This window comes from Streptomyces sp. NP160, from assembly GCF_006335115.1.
Taxonomy (GTDB): domain Bacteria; phylum Actinomycetota; class Actinomycetes; order Actinomycetales; family Quadrisphaeraceae; genus Quadrisphaera.
The window spans coordinates 36,714-50,795 of the sequence record NZ_VDMJ01000024.1 but is presented as its reverse complement, the minus strand read 5'-3'; the positions used below and the strand labels follow the sequence as shown (position 1 = coordinate 50,795).

Genomic DNA, 14,082 nt, shown 5'->3' with positions numbered 1-14,082 from the left:
CGAGGCTAGCGGCACGGCTGCCGCAGGATGGGCGGGTGAGCAGCACCGCAGCACCCGCAGTCCGGCGCGCCGCGTGGCGCGACCTCGACCCCGCCACGGCCTACGCCGTGATGAGGCTGCGCGTCGACGTCTTCGTGGTGGAGCAGGAGTGCGCCTACCCGGAGCTGGACGGTCGCGACCTCGAGCCCGACGCCGAGCACCTGTGGGTGGCCGGGCCGGGCGGCAGCGAGGTCGGCGCCTACCTGCGCGTGCTGGCCGGGCGCTCCGGTGAGCACGCCGACCCCGAGGGTGCGCGCCGCATCGGGCGCGTGGTGACCGCACCTGCCGAGCGAGGGCACGGGCTGGCCGGGCTGCTGCTCGACGACGTGGTGGCGCGCGAGGGCGGCCGACCGCTGGTGCTCGACGCGCAGGCCCACCTGGAGCGCTGGTACGCCCGGTGGGGCTTCGAGGTCAGCGGGCCGGGCTTCCTGGAGGACGGCATCCCCCACGTCCCGATGACACGCACCCCCTCTCGGTGATCATGGACGTCCGCCACCTCCGAGGGTGGCGGACGTCCATGATCACGGGGGTCAGGGGAGCAGGGAGACCAGCTCGGACAGCTCCACCCGGCGGCCCGTGAAGAAGGGCAGCTCCTCGCGGACGTGGCGGCGGGCCTCGGTGTTCCGCAGGTCGCGCATGAGGTCCACGATGCGGTGCAGCTCGTCGGCCTCGAACGCGAGCAGCCACTCGTAGTCGCCCAGCGCGAAGGCCGAGACCGTGTTGGCGCGCACGTCCGGGTAGGGGCGGGCGGCCAGGCCGTGGTCGCGCAGCATGGTGCGGCGCTGGTCCTCGGGGAGCAGGTACCACTCGTAGGAGCGCACGAACGGGTAGAGGTTGAGGTACTTGCGGGGGGCCTCGCCGGCCATGAACGCCGGCACGTGGCCCTTGTTGAACTCCGCCGTGCGGTGCACGCCGACGCTCGACCACACCGGGCGGAGCAGCCGCCCCAGCGCCGTGCGGCGCAGCCGGCGGTAGGCCTCCTGGACCACCTCGACGTCGGAGGCGTGCCACCAGACCATGAGGTCGGCGTCGGCGCGCATGCCCGACAGGTCGTAGAAGCCGCGGACCTCCAGGTCGTGGCCCCCTTCCCCGCCGGCACCGCCCTCGGCGCCGAGGGAGCGCAGGAGCGCCTCGACCTCGGCGGTGGCGGCCGCCCGGTCGGCCTCCCCGCCGAGCCCGCCCCCGGTGTGCGCCGACGGGTCGAGCGCGAAGACCGACCACATCGTGTAGCGGATGGTCTGGTTGATCTCGTCGGCGACCTGCCGCGCGGTGCGACCGTCCGGCGTGGTGGTGGCGGCGGTGACGGCGGTCTCCGGGGCGCTGGAGGCCGGCGAGTGCTGCAGCGACGTCATGCGCCCATCCTCGCCCCCGGCGAGCCGGCGCCGGCCGGGGGCCGCCTCAGGGGGTGAGGTCCGCCACCACCGCGGCGGCCGCGCGGCGGGCAGCCGCGATGCAGGCGGGCACTCCCACGCCGTCGACCGCGGCACCGGCCAGCGCCAGCCCGGGCAGCGCGGCCACCTCGGCCTGCGCCGACGCGACGCGGGCGGAGTGGCCGACGTCGGGCTGCGGCAGCGCCGCCGGCCAGCGGGTCACCAGCGAGGCGAGCGGTTCCAGGCGGTGGCCGACGAGGTCGCCGCCGTCCTCGACGACGGCGGCGAGCAGCTCGCCGTCGGGGCGGTCCAGCACGGCGCCCTCGCCGCGACGGCCCACCGAGAGGCGCAGCACCTCGGTGCCCTGCCCGGCGGCCCTCCCCGCGGCCTGCGCCACCCACGCCCACTTGCGGCTGGAGGCGGTCATCGCCTTGACCAGCCGCCCCTCGGACGGCGGGACGAGCAGCCCCGAGAGCGGCTGGCCCTCCTCGTCCACCAGCGCGTCCAGCGAACCGGGCGGCAGCAGCAGCGTGACGAGCGCGAGGCCGGCGTCGTCGACCCGCGCCATCGCCGCCGAGGCCCGCGGCGCCTCACCGGCCAGCAGGGCCGAGGCGGCCGGCGGGGGCACCGCGAGGACCACGGCGTCGGCGCGCTCGGCGCGGCGCAGGCCGGTCCAGCGGTCTTCGACGGCCACCTCCCACGCCCCGCCTGCACGCCGCAGCCCGCGCACGCGCGCCGAGGTGCGCACCGGCGTCCCCCGCTGCTCCAGCGCGGCGGCGACCGCCCCGGGCAGCCGCCCCACCCCGCCGCGCACCCCGGCGAACACCCCGCCGCCGGCGGCCGTGCCGACCAGCCCGACCGCACCCTGCGCTCCCCCTCCACCGCCGGCCAGCGCCGGCCGCCCGGCCGCCGCGGCCGCCTGCGAGGCCCGGGCCGCAGCGCGCACCGCCTCCAGCAGCGGAGCGCCGTCGCGCGCGGCGGGCCACAGCGCCGGCAGCACCGACCGCACCGACAGCCCCGACGCGCGTCCGGCGTAGACCCCGCCCAGCAGCGGCTCGACCAGCGCGTCCACCACCGCGCTCCCCAGCCGCGCCGCCACGAAGGAGGCCACGTCGACGTCGCCGTCCTGCCCGAGCGGCTCGGTGAGCCGCTCGTCGGCGGCGCGGGCCACCTCGGCGGCGGTGAGCAGGCCGCTCATCGACGCGGGGTCCGCGGGGACGCCCATGACCGTGCCGCGCGGCACCGGGTGCCGCTCACCCCTCAGGACGACCGCCGCGCGCGTGGTGGCGGGCTGCACGAGGTCGCGCCCGAGCCCCACCTCGCGCGCCAGGTCGACGGCCTCGGGGCGGCGCGCCAGCAGCGACTCCGCCCCGACGTCGACCACCACGCCCCCCAGCTCGGCGGTCTGCAGCGGCCCGCCGACGCGCGGGGACGCCTCCAGGACGACGACGTCGACGTCGACGTCCCGGGAGGTCAGCGCCCACGCCGCGGCCAGCCCGCTGACGCCTCCCCCGACGACGACGACGCGCGGCCGCGCGGTCATCGGCCCCCTCACCGCGCGGTGCGCTCGTGCACCCGCTCGACCACGCGCAGCAGCGCGTCGGGGTCCGTGGTCGGCGGCACGCCGTGGCCGAGGTTGAAGACGTGGCCGGTGGCGCCGACGGCCGCCGCGGCGTCGTCCAGGACCGCGTCGACGGCGGCCTCCAGCACGGCCGGCGGTGCGCCGAGCAGGGCCGGGTCGAGGTTGCCCTGCAGCGCGCGGCGCGTGCCGTCCGCCCGGGTGCGGGCCGCGGCGTCGCGCAGGCTGACGCGGTAGTCGACGCCGACGACGTCGGCGCCGGCCTCGCCCATCGCGCCGAGCAGCTCCCCCGTGCCGACGCCGAAGTGGATGCGCGGTACCGGCAGGCCGTCCGCGCCGCGCAGGTCGCCCACGGCGGCCAGCACCGAGGCCGAGGCCGGCGCCGCGTGCTCGCGGTAGTCGGCCAGCGACAGCGCGCCGGCCCAGGAGTCGAACAGCTGCACCACGCGGGCGCCGTTCTCGACCTGCACCCGCAGGAAGGTCGCGGAGGTGCGCGCCAGCTTCTCCGCGAGCGCCCGCCACAGGCCGGGGTCGGTGTGGATGAAGGTCTTGGTGGCGGCGTGGTCCTTGCTGGGCCCGCCCTCCACCAGGTAGCTGGCGAGGGTGAAGGGCGCCCCGGCGAAGCCGATGAGGGGCACCTCGCCGAGCTCGGCGACCAGCTGGCGCACGGCCTGCGCGACGGGCTCGAGCTGGTCGGGGTGCAGCTCCGGCAGGGCGTCGACGTCGGCGGCCGTGCGGACCGGCTTCGCGACCACCGGACCGGTGCCGGGGACGATGTCGAGGTCCACCCCGGCCGCCTTCAGCGGCAGCACGATGTCGGAGTAGAGGACCGCGCCGTCCACGCCGTAGCGGCGCACGGGCTGCAGGGTGATCTCGGTGACGAGGTCCGGGGTGGTGCAGGCGGCGAGCATGGGGATGCCCTCGCGGACCTTCCGGTACTCCGGCAGCGAGCGGCCCGCCTGCCGCATGAACCACACCGGGGTGCGGGTCACCGGCTGGTGGCGGCAGGCGGCGACGAGCGGCGGGGCGGGGGTGCTCACGGCTCCATCATCGCCGCTGCGCGGCGGTCCTCCCGGACACCCCGAGGGCGGCCAGGGAGCGGCTCGGGGCGCCGCAGGTGCTGGTGGCGGCCCGGGTGGGGAAGGATGACGCCATGGACGCGCGCGGCGAAGGGCCCGGCCCCGGGGGCCAGGCGGCTCCTCCCCCTGCCTTCGCCGCGGCGGTGCAGCAGGTGCGCGCCACCGCGCTGCGCCCCGAGATCGTGGTGGAGGAGGGGCCCGGCCCGCGCTCGCTGGCGCCGTTCTCCCTGGCGCTGTCGGCCGACGTGCTGGACGAGGCCGGTGACGAGGTGGCGGAGGGCCGCTTCGTGCTCCTGCACGACCCGGCCGGTCAGGAGGGCTGGGACGGCACCTGGCGCGTGGTGGTGCTGGCGCGCTGCTCCCCGGCCACCGAGGACGCCGACGACCCGCTGCTGGCCGACGTCGCGTGGAGCTGGCTGGTCGAGGCCCTGGAGGACCACGGCCTGCCGGTCCGCACGCTCGGCGGCACGGTGACCACCTCGACGTCGCGCTCCTACGGGCAGCTCTCGGCGCGCCCGGTGGACGGGGAACTGGAGGTGCGGGCGTCCTTCAGCCCCAGCCCCTCGGCCGTCCCCGAGGCCGTGGGCGACGCGGTGCAGGCGTGGGCCCAGCTGCTCGGGGCGGCCGCGGGCCTGCCGCCCCTGCCGCACGGCGTGGCGAGGCTCCCCCGCCGCTGACGCGCCGGGCTCCGGGCGGGTGGGATTACCTGCGCCGAACGTGTCAAGGCACCCCCTCGGCCGCCCGATACCCCCTGCAGGACGCACCCGGCCGGGTGCAGGAGCAGGAGGTCAGGGATGACGACCATGGCGGAGAGCGCTCTCGCTCGGGCGCCGCGCGCGGGTGCCGTCGCGCGCGGGCGCCGCACCACCGCGCTCGTGGCGGTGCAGGACCTCGCCGCGCGCGAGGTGGCGGTGCGCGTGCTGCGCGCCCTCGGCGCCAGCGACGTGGTCGCGGCCAGCTCGGTCACCGAGGCGCGCCGCGCCGCGGTGCACCACCAGGGGGACCTGTGCGTCATCGAGGCCGGTCTGCAGGACGGCGCCGGTGTGGCGCTGGCCCGCGACCTGCGCGCCGCGGGCTGGACCCGCGCCGTGGTGGTCTCGACGTCCGAGGACCCGTGGACCGTGCGCTCGGCGCTGGCCTCCGGCGTGCGCTGCTTCCTGTCCACCGCCGCGCGCGGCACCGAGGCCCCCGTGGTGCCGACCTCCCCCGACGGGCTGTCCAGCCTGTCGGCCCGTGAGGTCGAGGTGCTGCAGCTGGTGGCCGACGGCCGCTCCAACCGCGAGGTCGGCGAGGAGCTCGGCCTGTCGGCGCTGACGGTGAAGAGCCACCTGGCCCGCATCGCCCGCAAGCTCGGCACGGGCGACCGCGCCGAGATGGTGCTCATCACGCTGCGTGCGGGCGTCATCTCCTGACGTCCGCCCCGCGGTGCAGAATGGGCGGCTGACATGAGCAGATCGCCCAGCAGCACCCCTTCCGGACACGGCACGGCCCCGGAGACCCCTGAGGTCCCCGGGGCCGCGGCCGCGCCCGAGCAGGCCCCGGGAGGCGCTCCCGAGGCACCCGAGCTCCCGCTGCTGGCCGCCCCCGCCGACGGGCTGCCGGCGCTGACGGACTCCCCCGAGGCGCTCGCCGCGGTGGTCGAGGCCCTCGCCGCGGGCTCCGGCCCGGTGGCCGTGGACGCCGAGCGCGCCTCCGGGTACCGCTACGGCCAGGACGCGCAGCTGGTGCAGCTGCGCCGCGAGGGCGCCGGGACGGTGCTCGTGGACCCGCGCGCCCTGCCGGACCTGTCCAGTGTCGGCGAGGCCCTGGGCGACGCCGAGTGGGTGCTGCACGCCGCCAACCAGGACCTCGCGTGCCTGGCCGCCGTGGGCCTGCGGCCGGGAGGTGAGCTCTTCGACACCGAGCTGGGCGGGCGCCTGGCCGGGTACCAGCGCGTGGGGCTGGGCGCCGTGGTCGAGCGGCTGCTGGGGGTGCGCCTGGCCAAGGAGCACTCCGCCGTCGACTGGTCCACCCGGCCGCTGCCCGAGCCGTGGCTGCTGTACGCCGCGCTCGACGTGGAGCTGCTGGTGGACCTGCGCGACGCGCTGGCCGCCGACCTCGAGGCGCAGGGCAAGCTCGAGTGGGCCAGGCAGGAGTTCGCGGCCGTGCGCGACGCCCCGCCGGCGCCTCCCCGCACCGACCCGTGGCGCCGCACCTCGGGCCTGCACGCGGTGCGCCAGCGCCGCCAGCTGGCCGCGGTGCGGGAGCTGTGGCTCTCCCGCGACGAGCTCGCGCGCAAGCGCGACACCGCCCCGGGCCGGATCCTGCCCGACCGCGCCGTGGTGGCCGCGGCGCAGGCCATGCCCACCTCCACCCGGGAGCTGGCCTCCCTGCCCGTGTTCTCCGGTCCGGCCAACCGGCGCCTCGGCGCGCGCTGGCTGGAGGCGCTCGACCGCGCCCGGGCGCTGCCGGAGGCGCAGCTGCCGCCGCACTCGCTGCCCACCGACGGTCCGCCGCCGCCGCGCGCCTGGAAGGACCGGGACCCCGAGGCCGCCGAGCGGCTCACCCGGGCCCGCGCGGCACTGACGGAGCTGGCCGAGGAGGTGGACGTGCCGCTGGAGAACCTCCTGTCCCCCGACGCGGTGCGCCGCCTGTGCTGGCAGCCCCCGGCCGACACCGGCGAGGACGGGGTGAGCGCGTGGCTCGCGGACGCCGGGGCGCGGCCGTGGCAGCGCGAGCTCACCGCGGGCCTGCTCTCCCGCGCCCTGGCCGGCTGAGAGCTCGCCCCGCCGGGCTCCGCGCACCGGCGGGTGCGGCTGTGACCGGGAGAACAGGGCGGCCGAGAACCTTTACTCGCCCTTGACCGACACCGCCGGTCGCTGAGGTTAGGCTCGCCTCACCAGGCGTCGATCACGGCGCCACGTGCAGCGAGCTCGAAGGACCCGGTGTGATCGCCAACTTCCTGATCGGCCTCCGCGAGGGCCTCGAGGCCACGATCATGGTCTCCATCCTCGTGGCGTTCCTGGTCAAGACCGGTCGCCGCGACCGCCTCGGTGCCGTGCGCTGGGGCGTGGCGGTGGCCGTCGCCCTGCCCGTGGCGATCGCCGTGGCCCTGGCCGTGGCGGCGAAGGCCCTCACCTTCGAGGCGCAGGAGGTGCTCGGCGGCACGCTGTCGATCGTCGCCGTCGCGTTCGTCACGTGGATGGTGTTCTGGATGCGGCGCGCCGGGCGCACCCTGGCCACCGAGCTGACGGACAAGATGCGCACCGCCGTGGGCGTCAGCAGCTTCGCCGTGGGCCTGACGGCCTTCCTCGCGGTGGGCCGCGAGGGCCTGGAGACGGTCTTCTTCGTCTACGCCGCCGGCCAGGCCACCGGCCAGACGTGGCAGCCCCTCGTCGGGGCCCTGCTGGGGCTGGCGGCCGCCGTCGTCCTGGGCTGGGCCCTGTACCGCCAGGCCGTGAAGGTCGACCTGCGCCGCTTCTTCACCTGGACCGGCGCCGCGCTCGTCGTCGTCGCCGGCGGGGTGCTCGCGTACGGCGTGCACGACCTGCAGGAGGCCGGCGTGCTGCCCGGCCTGCACAGCCTCGCCTTCGACGTCAGCGCCCAGGTCCCGCCGACCAGCTGGTACGGCGTGCTGCTCAAGGGCGTCTTCAACTTCTCCCCCGACACCACCTGGGCGCAGGCGATCGCGTGGACGGCGTACGTCGTGCCCGTGCTGGCGCTCTACCTGCGCCCCCGGCGCCGCCCCGCGGCTCCGGCGCCCAGCGCCCCGGCCCTGCGCTCCGTCAGCGCCTGACAGCCCCTCCCGACCGCGCCGCCGCCGGCGGCCGGCCACCGAGCCTCCTGGAGTCACCGTGCCCTCGCGCGCCCGCGCCCTCGTCGTGCTGCCCCTCGCCTCCCTGGCCGCCCTCGCGCTGAGCTCCTGCGGGGCGCTCGTGGACGCGCCCTCGTCGTCGTCCGCAGCGGCCTCCGACGCCGCCTCCGGCGGAGCCGCTGACGCGTCCGTGGCCATCGACGCCTCCGACAGCGCCTGCGAGGTCGCCGAGACCGACCTGCCCGGCGGCGTGACCACGTTCTCCATCACCAACACCGGCAACCAGGTGACCGAGGTCTACGTCTACGACGGGGACCGGATCGTCACCGAGAAGGAGAACATCGGTCCGGGCACCAGCTACGACCTCACCGTCGACCTCACCGAGGGCGAGTACCAGGTGGCGTGCAAGCCCGGCATGGTCGGCGACGGCATCCGCCAGGCCATCGCGGTGACCGGTGGCTCCTCGCAGCTGACCGCCGCGGAGCAGACCGCGGTGGACTCCTACCGCGCGTACGTGCAGCAGCAGGCCGACGCGACGGTGCCGCTGGTGCAGCAGCTGCGCGACGCCATCGCCGCCGGTGACCGTGCGAAGGCCCAGTCGCTGTACGCGCCCTCGCGCGTCGGGTGGGAGTCGGTGGAGCCGGTGGCGGAGAGCTTCGGAGACCTCGACCCGCGCATGGACGTCCGCGAGGCCGACCTCGAGGCCGGCCAGCAGTTCACCGGCTGGCACCGCCTCGAGAAGGCGCTGTGGACGGACGAGGACCTGGCCGGCGTGGTCCCGGTGGCCGACCAGCTGCTGCTCGACGTGCAGGAGCTCGCCCAGCGCGTGCCCAACGCCGCCATCACGCCCAACTCCATCGGCAACGGCGCCAAGGAGCTGCTCGACGAGGTGGCCACCGGCAAGATCACCGGCGAGGAAGAGGCCTTCAGCCACACCGACCTCGTCGACTTCAAGGGGAACGTCGACGGCGCGCAGAAGGCGTTCGAGGTGCTCACGCCGATCGTGCAGACCACCGACCCGGAGCTCGTCATCGAGCTGACCACGCAGTTCGCCGCCGTGCAGGCGGCGCTGGCGCCCTACGCCGACCCCGGCGTGCCGGGCGGCTACGTCTCCTACGACACCGTCACCGAGGACCAGCGCCGCGAGCTGGCCCGCGCCGTCGACGCCCTCTCCGAACCGCTGTCGCAGCTGGGCGCCGCGGCCGCGGGCCAGGCCTGATGGGCTCCGTCTCCCGCCGGGGGCTGCTCGCCGCGCTCGGGTCGGGCGCAGTCGGCGCCGGGCTCGTGGGGGCGGGCGTCGTGGCGGCCGAGGCGTCCGGGCGCGCCGCCGGCTCCTCGGCCGACGGCGGGTCGGCCTCGGTCGTGCCGTTCCACGGCGAGCACCAGGCCGGCATCGCGACGGACGTGCAGGCCAACCTGCACTTCGCCGCGTTCGACGTCACCGCCACCTCCCGCGAGGAGCTGGTGTCCCTGCTGCAGGACTGGACCGCGGCCGCCGTCGCGCTCACCGCCGGGAAGGAGGTCGGGCAGGGCGGCGCGAGCGGGGGGAAGCCGCTGGCCCCGCCGTCGGACACCGGCGAGGCCGTGGACCTGCACGCCAACCGGCTCACGCTGACCGTGGGTGCGGGACCGTCGCTCTTCGACGACAGGTTCGGACTGGCCCCGGCGCGGCCCGCGGCGCTGGTGGACCTGCCGGCGTTCCCCGCCGACGCCCTGGTCCCGGAGCGCTCCGGCGGCGACCTGTGCGTGCAGGCCTGCGCCGACGACCCGCAGGTGGCCGTGCACGCCATCCGCACGCTGACCCGCATCGCCGCCGGGCGCGCCGCGGTGCGCTGGGCGCAGCTCGGGTACGGGCGCGCGGCCACCGTGGACCCGAGCGCCCCGACGCCGCGGAACCTCTTCGGCTTCAAGGACGGCACCGCCAACCCGGCGGCCTCCGACACGAAGACCCTCGACGAGCAGGTGTGGGTGCAGGCCGGCGACGAGCAGGGATCGGCGGCGTGGGTCGTCGGGGGCTCCTACCTGGTGGCGCGGCGGATCCGGATGCACATCGAGACCTGGGACCGCACCTCCCTGCAGGAGCAGGAGCAGGTCATCGGGCGCACCAAGGGCACCGGCGCTCCGCTCGGGCACGCCGGCGAGCACGACGCGTTCGACGCGCGGACCCTGCCGGCGTCGTCGCACGTGCGGCTCGCGCACCCCTCCATGAACGGCGGCGCGCAGATGCTGCGCCGCGGCTACAACTTCACCGACGGCACCGACGGCCTGGGCCACCTGGACGCGGGGCTGTTCTTCCTGGCCTACCAGCGCGACGTGCGCACGGCCTTCATCCCGGTCCAGACGGTGCTGGCCCGCCAGGACGCGCTGTCGGAGTACCTGGAGCACACCGCGTCGGGTGTGTGGGCGGTCTTCCCCGGGGTGCCCGACGGCGGCTACCTGGGCCAGCAGCTCCTCAGCGCCTGACAGCACCTCCCCCGCGTGCGCAGCGTCACTGCGCACCGGGCTCAGTCGGCGGAGGCGCCGCCCCAGCCGTGCCAGCGGTCGAGCTCCACCCAGACGAGCACGCGCGGGCTGGTGCGGTTGGAGTAGTCGCTGCCCGTGTAGTGGCGGCTGATCCTGTCGATGCCCGCCAGGCCCTCGTCGTCACGCACCTCGACCACGCGGCCCTGCACGCTGACGTGGGTGTACCAGTCACCCTCGGCGAGCGCGGTGAGCGAGACGCGGCCGTCCGAGGTGAGGTGCTTGAGGCGCGCGCGGCTGGCGTCGAGCCCGAGGAGCAGGCGGCCGTCGTCGTCGAGCAGGTACCAGGTGGCCACGGTCACCGGGTGGCCGTCCTCGGCGACGGTCGCCATCACCGCGGGGTTGGGCCTGCGGAACAGCTCGAGGACGTCGGCGGGCATGGGCTTCTCGGAGAGCTTCGGCACGCCCCCACCCTGCCCCGCCGGGCCTGCGCCCGCAGTGCCAGGTGCCAGGGCCACGCGCAGCGTCAGCGGTAGGCGGGGGCCAGGTCGAGGGGCCGCTCGCCCCAGGCGCCGACGGCGGCCTCGTGCAGTCGCCCGCACCAGTCGGCCAGCGCCGGCCACGCTCCCCCGGCGGCCGCCCGCTCTGCAGCCACCCGGGTGCGGTGCTGGAGCAGCGCCCGCCGCCTCGGGACGACGTGGTCGCGCGCGGGGTCGGCGGTGCCGTGGTCGCCGTCGACGGCGCTGGGCAGGAACCACGCGGCGGAGACGGCGGTCCAGGCGACGACGGCGGCGTCGACGTCCGCGGCGAGGTCGGCCGCGCTGCAGGACGCCGGGACGGCAGGGGCCACGGCCTCCCGCCACGCCGCCAGCCCCGCCTCGACCGCGTGGTCCGGCAGCCGCCAGCTGCACCAGCACGACGGCCACGGCAGGGCGAGGTAGGCGGCCTCCCACGCCACGTGCCGGTGCGCGGCGCCCTCGAAGTCCAGCAGCCGCACGCCGTCGGGTGCGCCGTCACCGGGAGCCACGAGAAGGGCGTTGTCGGGGCAGGTGTCACCGGGGACCAACCCGCGCGGCGCGTCCGCGCGCTCCAGGTGCTCGACGAGCGCGGCGAGCTCGTCGGCGGCGGCGTCGTCCAGACCGGCGCGGACGTGCACGCGAGGCGCCTCGCGCCGCAGGACGGCCACCGCACCGGCGACGGCGTCGCGCACGCCGTCGACGTCGGGGGCACCGAACGGCGAGGCCTCCGCGAGCGCGGCCTCGAACGCGGGGCGAGCCTCACAGGTCGCTGCCTGCAACCTCCCGACCGCCGAGCCCCAGGCCACGAGCGCGTCGGTCGCCGAGGCCGGGTCGTCCCCCAGCAACCGGTCGGCCAGGGTGGCCGCGGAGCCGAGGTCCTCCAGGACGAGCACCGGCGGGTCCTCCCCCACGCCCAGGAGCGGCACGACGCCCGGAGCACCGCGCTCGGTCGCGAGCCGCAGCGCGGCCTCCTCGCGGGCAGCCGCCTCCGGGTCGGTCAGCGGGAGCTTGAGGACGACGGGACGACCGTCCGCGCGGCCGCGCACCACGAACGACCGGCTGGAGCCCCCCAGCTCCTCGCCCAGGTCCACGCGGGAGAGCCCGAGGGCGGCTGCGGCTGACGCCGCCAGGCGCTCGCGATCGACGGCGGGACGGTCCGGGGCGGCGCTCACGCTCCGATCCTGGACCTCCCGTCACCGGGCAGCCGCTCGTAGAAGGCCTCGTGAGCGGCGGCGGCGCGCGGCCAGCCGAACCCGGCGGCGACCACCCGTCCGTGCGCGGCGCTGGGGGCACCCCCGTCCAGTGCGGAGACCAGGGCGTCGGCGAGGTCCGGCACCCCGCCGCCGAACAGGACCGCCTCCCCCAGCACCTCGCGCAGCACGGGCAGGTCGCGGGCCACCACGGGGACGCCTGCGGCCAGGGCCTCCAGCGGTGCCATGCCGAAGCCCTCCTTGGTGGAGGGGAAGGCCACGGCGTCCGCGGCGGCCACGAGGGACGGCAGCGCGTCGTCGTCGACGGGTCCCAGGACCACCGGCGCGGCGCCGAGCTCCTGCGCGAGCTCGGCGGCGCGGGCCTCGAAGGCGGCGCGGTACTCGCGGTGGTCGAAGAGCGTCTCCCCGCCCGCCAGCACGAGCGCCACGTTGCGCAGGTCCAGGCGGTGGCGGCGCAGCAGCGCCCACGCCTCCAGCAGGTCGAGCGACCCCTTGCGGGGCTCCACGCCACCGACGGCCAGCACGAACCGCCCCAGCCGCGAGCGCCAGGCGCGCCGGGCGGCCCGCGCGGAGGGGGCGGGGCGCGCGGCGGCCGCGAAGCGCGCGGCGTCGACGGCCCCGGGGATGACCGTCGCCTGGAGCCCGTACCCGGCGCGCACCTCGCCGGCGACCGCCGCGGAGACGCACACCAGGGCGTCGGGCTCGCGGACTGCGGCGTCGTGGCAGGCCACGAGCTGGGGGGTGGTGAACGCGTCGAGGTGGTGGACGGTGCGCACGAGCGGCACGCCCGCGGTGCGCGCCGGCGCCAGGGCGGCGTTGGCGGAGATGCAGTCCTGCGCGTGGACGACGTCGGGCCGAGCGCGCTGCGACCGCAGGTGCTCCGCGAGCGCGCCGCCGAGCACGTCGATCGACCGCACGATCCGCGCGCCGACGTCCTCGGCGTCCACCGGCGCGAACGGCACCGCCTCGACGCGGACGGCCGGGTCGACGGGGCGGAAGAAGGTGGTGTCGCCGCCGCGCCCGAGGGTCCAGACCGTGACGTCGTGACCGCGCCGGGCCAGCGCCTCGGCCAGCCCCAGCGTGTGCACCACCCCGCCGCGCGGCTTGGTGGAGTACGTGGCCAGCGCGACCCTCACGGGACAGCTCCCTCGTCGTCGTGGTCGGGGAACGGGCGGTCGCAGTCGTAGGCGGACAGCACCCTGTCGCGCAGGTGGTGCACCCGGCGGCGGGCCCGCGCGACGCCCTCGGCCACGCGGGCCGGTGCCACCGCCATCCCGCCCTGGGTCCAGGTGCGGGCCACCACCTCCCCCGCCGGGTCCACGACCTTCGCCTGGCCCAGGAAGCGCAGCCCGCCCTGCACCCCGGTCTGGTTGGAGGAGACCAGCCAGACCTGGTTCTCGGCGGCGCGGGCGGCGTCGTACAGGTCGAAGAGGCGGGCCTGGCGGTCGAGGCGGATCCGGTCGGCGCGCTCGGTGGCGCTGGCGGGCCAGGCCGACAGGCACGCCAGCACCTCCGCCCCGTCGAGCGCCAGGGTGCGGGCGCTCTCGGGGAAGGTCTTGTCGAAGTCGACGAGCATCCCGATCCGGCCGACGGGGGTGTCGAAGGCGCAGAAGCGGTCACCCGCGCGGTAGGCGCGCGACTCCCCCAGCGGCAGGTGCACCTTGCGGTGGACCCCGAGGACGGCGCCGCGGTGCACGCACACCGCGGTGTTGCAGCGGATCGGCCGCCCCTGCGCATCGATGCCCGCGCGCTCGCTGATCCCGAAGCACACGACGACGTCACCGGCGAGCTCGGCGACCCGCGCCACCTCCGGACCGTCGAGGTCGACGGCGGGCGGCAGCGCACCCTCGCCGGCCGGGGCCGGGTCGACGAGGTCGTCGACGTACCCGCCGATCGTCGCGTCCGGGAGCACGAGCAGGTGCGCCCCCGCGGCGCGGGCAGCACCGACCACCCCCTCGAGCTTGACGAGGGTGCGGGCGACGTCACGGCCGAAGTGCCCCGCGACGGCCGCCAGCACCACCTCGTCAGCCACC

Annotated in this window: 14 protein-coding genes; 7 read left to right on the top strand and 7 right to left on the bottom strand. The window is 77.0% G+C overall.

The annotated features are described in order from the left end of the window. Nucleotides 1–35 precede the first annotated feature (35 nt). On the top strand, nucleotides 36–518 hold the full coding sequence (locus tag FHN55_RS12870) for a GNAT family N-acetyltransferase (protein WP_218974630.1): 483 nt from the start codon (nucleotides 36–38) through the stop codon (nucleotides 516–518). A 51-nt stretch (nucleotides 519–569) separates the two neighbouring features. Here the strand turns inward: FHN55_RS12870 and hemQ are convergent, their stop codons facing one another. From hemQ to hemE, 3 genes are read right to left on the bottom strand one after another with little or no spacing between them, the layout of a single operon-like run. After that, nucleotides 570–1,391 (bottom strand): hydrogen peroxide-dependent heme synthase, encoded by an 822-nt coding sequence (gene hemQ, locus FHN55_RS12865; protein ID WP_139712721.1) that lies wholly within the window; start codon nucleotides 1,389–1,391, stop codon nucleotides 570–572. A 46-nt stretch (nucleotides 1,392–1,437) separates the two neighbouring features. Next, on the bottom strand, nucleotides 1,438–2,952 hold the full coding sequence (hemG, locus tag FHN55_RS12860) for a protoporphyrinogen oxidase (RefSeq protein WP_139712720.1): 1,515 nt from the start codon (nucleotides 2,950–2,952) through the stop codon (nucleotides 1,438–1,440). 8 nt (nucleotides 2,953–2,960) lie between these two features. After that, nucleotides 2,961–4,028: a uroporphyrinogen decarboxylase gene (hemE, locus tag FHN55_RS12855; protein WP_139712719.1), complete on the bottom strand. Its 1,068-nt coding sequence runs from the start codon at nucleotides 4,026–4,028 to the stop codon at nucleotides 2,961–2,963. Nucleotides 4,029–4,141: 113 nt separating this feature from the next. On the opposite strand from hemE, the gene FHN55_RS12850 reads away from it, so the two are divergent. The 6 genes from FHN55_RS12850 (at nucleotide 4,142) to efeB (ending at nucleotide 10,323) form a co-directional block, all read left to right on the top strand. Beyond that, a complete protein-coding gene (locus FHN55_RS12850; RefSeq protein ID WP_139712718.1) occupies nucleotides 4,142–4,744 on the top strand; it encodes a DUF3000 family protein in 603 nt (200 codons plus the stop codon). A gap of 117 nt (nucleotides 4,745–4,861) precedes the next feature. Beyond that, nucleotides 4,862–5,479: a response regulator transcription factor gene (locus FHN55_RS12845; RefSeq protein WP_218974629.1), complete on the top strand. Its 618-nt coding sequence runs from the start codon at nucleotides 4,862–4,864 to the stop codon at nucleotides 5,477–5,479. Nucleotides 5,480–5,512: 33 nt separating this feature from the next. Beyond that, entirely contained in the window at nucleotides 5,513–6,823 is a 1,311-nt protein-coding gene (locus FHN55_RS12840) for a ribonuclease D (protein ID WP_139712717.1), read from the top strand. Between the two features lie 170 nt (nucleotides 6,824–6,993). Then, entirely contained in the window at nucleotides 6,994–7,842 is an 849-nt protein-coding gene (gene efeU, locus FHN55_RS12835; RefSeq protein WP_139712716.1) for an iron uptake transporter permease EfeU, read from the top strand. A 58-nt stretch (nucleotides 7,843–7,900) separates the two neighbouring features. Further along, on the top strand, nucleotides 7,901–9,079 hold the full coding sequence (gene efeO, locus FHN55_RS12830) for an iron uptake system protein EfeO (protein WP_139712715.1): 1,179 nt from the start codon (nucleotides 7,901–7,903) through the stop codon (nucleotides 9,077–9,079). After that, nucleotides 9,079–10,323, top strand: coding sequence for an iron uptake transporter deferrochelatase/peroxidase subunit (efeB, locus tag FHN55_RS12825; protein ID WP_139712714.1), 1,245 nt, complete (start codon nucleotides 9,079–9,081; stop codon nucleotides 10,321–10,323). Before efeO ends, efeB begins: the two co-directional genes overlap by 1 nt. A gap of 41 nt (nucleotides 10,324–10,364) precedes the next feature. Here efeB and FHN55_RS12820 read toward each other — a convergent pair whose 3' ends face one another. The 4 genes from FHN55_RS12820 to FHN55_RS12805 form a co-directional block, all read right to left on the bottom strand. Then, complete coding sequence (locus FHN55_RS12820) at nucleotides 10,365–10,760, bottom strand: TIGR03618 family F420-dependent PPOX class oxidoreductase (protein WP_139712929.1); 396 nt, start codon at nucleotides 10,758–10,760, stop codon at nucleotides 10,365–10,367. A gap of 86 nt (nucleotides 10,761–10,846) precedes the next feature. Beyond that, complete coding sequence (locus FHN55_RS12815) at nucleotides 10,847–12,010, bottom strand: hypothetical protein (RefSeq protein ID WP_139712713.1); 1,164 nt, start codon at nucleotides 12,008–12,010, stop codon at nucleotides 10,847–10,849. Further along, nucleotides 12,007–13,185 carry an MSMEG_0565 family glycosyltransferase gene (locus FHN55_RS12810; RefSeq protein ID WP_139712712.1) on the bottom strand — a complete coding sequence of 393 codons (1,179 nt, stop codon included), beginning with the start codon at nucleotides 13,183–13,185 and terminating at the stop codon, nucleotides 12,007–12,009. Before FHN55_RS12810 ends, FHN55_RS12815 begins: the two co-directional genes overlap by 4 nt. Continuing rightward, the gene (locus tag FHN55_RS12805; RefSeq protein ID WP_257570940.1) at nucleotides 13,182–14,081 is read right to left on the bottom strand and encodes a carbon-nitrogen hydrolase family protein; all 900 of its coding nucleotides are present in this window, start codon (nucleotides 14,079–14,081) and stop codon (nucleotides 13,182–13,184) included. The genes FHN55_RS12810 and FHN55_RS12805 overlap by 4 nt, the downstream gene beginning before the upstream one ends. Between the last annotated feature and the right edge of the window lies 1 nt (nucleotide 14,082).

What these genes read in the sequence shown, in the direction of transcription:
- hemQ (WP_139712721.1), bottom strand. Translation starts at nt 1,391, where the DNA reads ATGACGTCGCTGCAGCACTCGCCGGCCTCCAGCGCCCCGGAGACCGCC.
- hemG (WP_139712720.1), bottom strand. Translation starts at nt 2,952, where the DNA reads ATGACCGCGCGGCCGCGCGTCGTCGTCGTCGGGGGAGGCGTCAGCGGG.
- FHN55_RS12850 (WP_139712718.1), top strand. Translation starts at nt 4,142, where the DNA reads ATGGACGCGCGCGGCGAAGGGCCCGGCCCCGGGGGCCAGGCGGCTCCT.
- FHN55_RS12845 (WP_218974629.1), top strand. Translation starts at nt 4,862, where the DNA reads ATGACGACCATGGCGGAGAGCGCTCTCGCTCGGGCGCCGCGCGCGGGT.
- FHN55_RS12840 (WP_139712717.1), top strand. Translation starts at nt 5,513, where the DNA reads ATGAGCAGATCGCCCAGCAGCACCCCTTCCGGACACGGCACGGCCCCG.
- efeB (WP_139712714.1), top strand. Translation starts at nt 9,079, where the DNA reads ATGGGCTCCGTCTCCCGCCGGGGGCTGCTCGCCGCGCTCGGGTCGGGC.
- FHN55_RS12820 (WP_139712929.1), bottom strand. Translation starts at nt 10,760, where the DNA reads ATGCCCGCCGACGTCCTCGAGCTGTTCCGCAGGCCCAACCCCGCGGTG.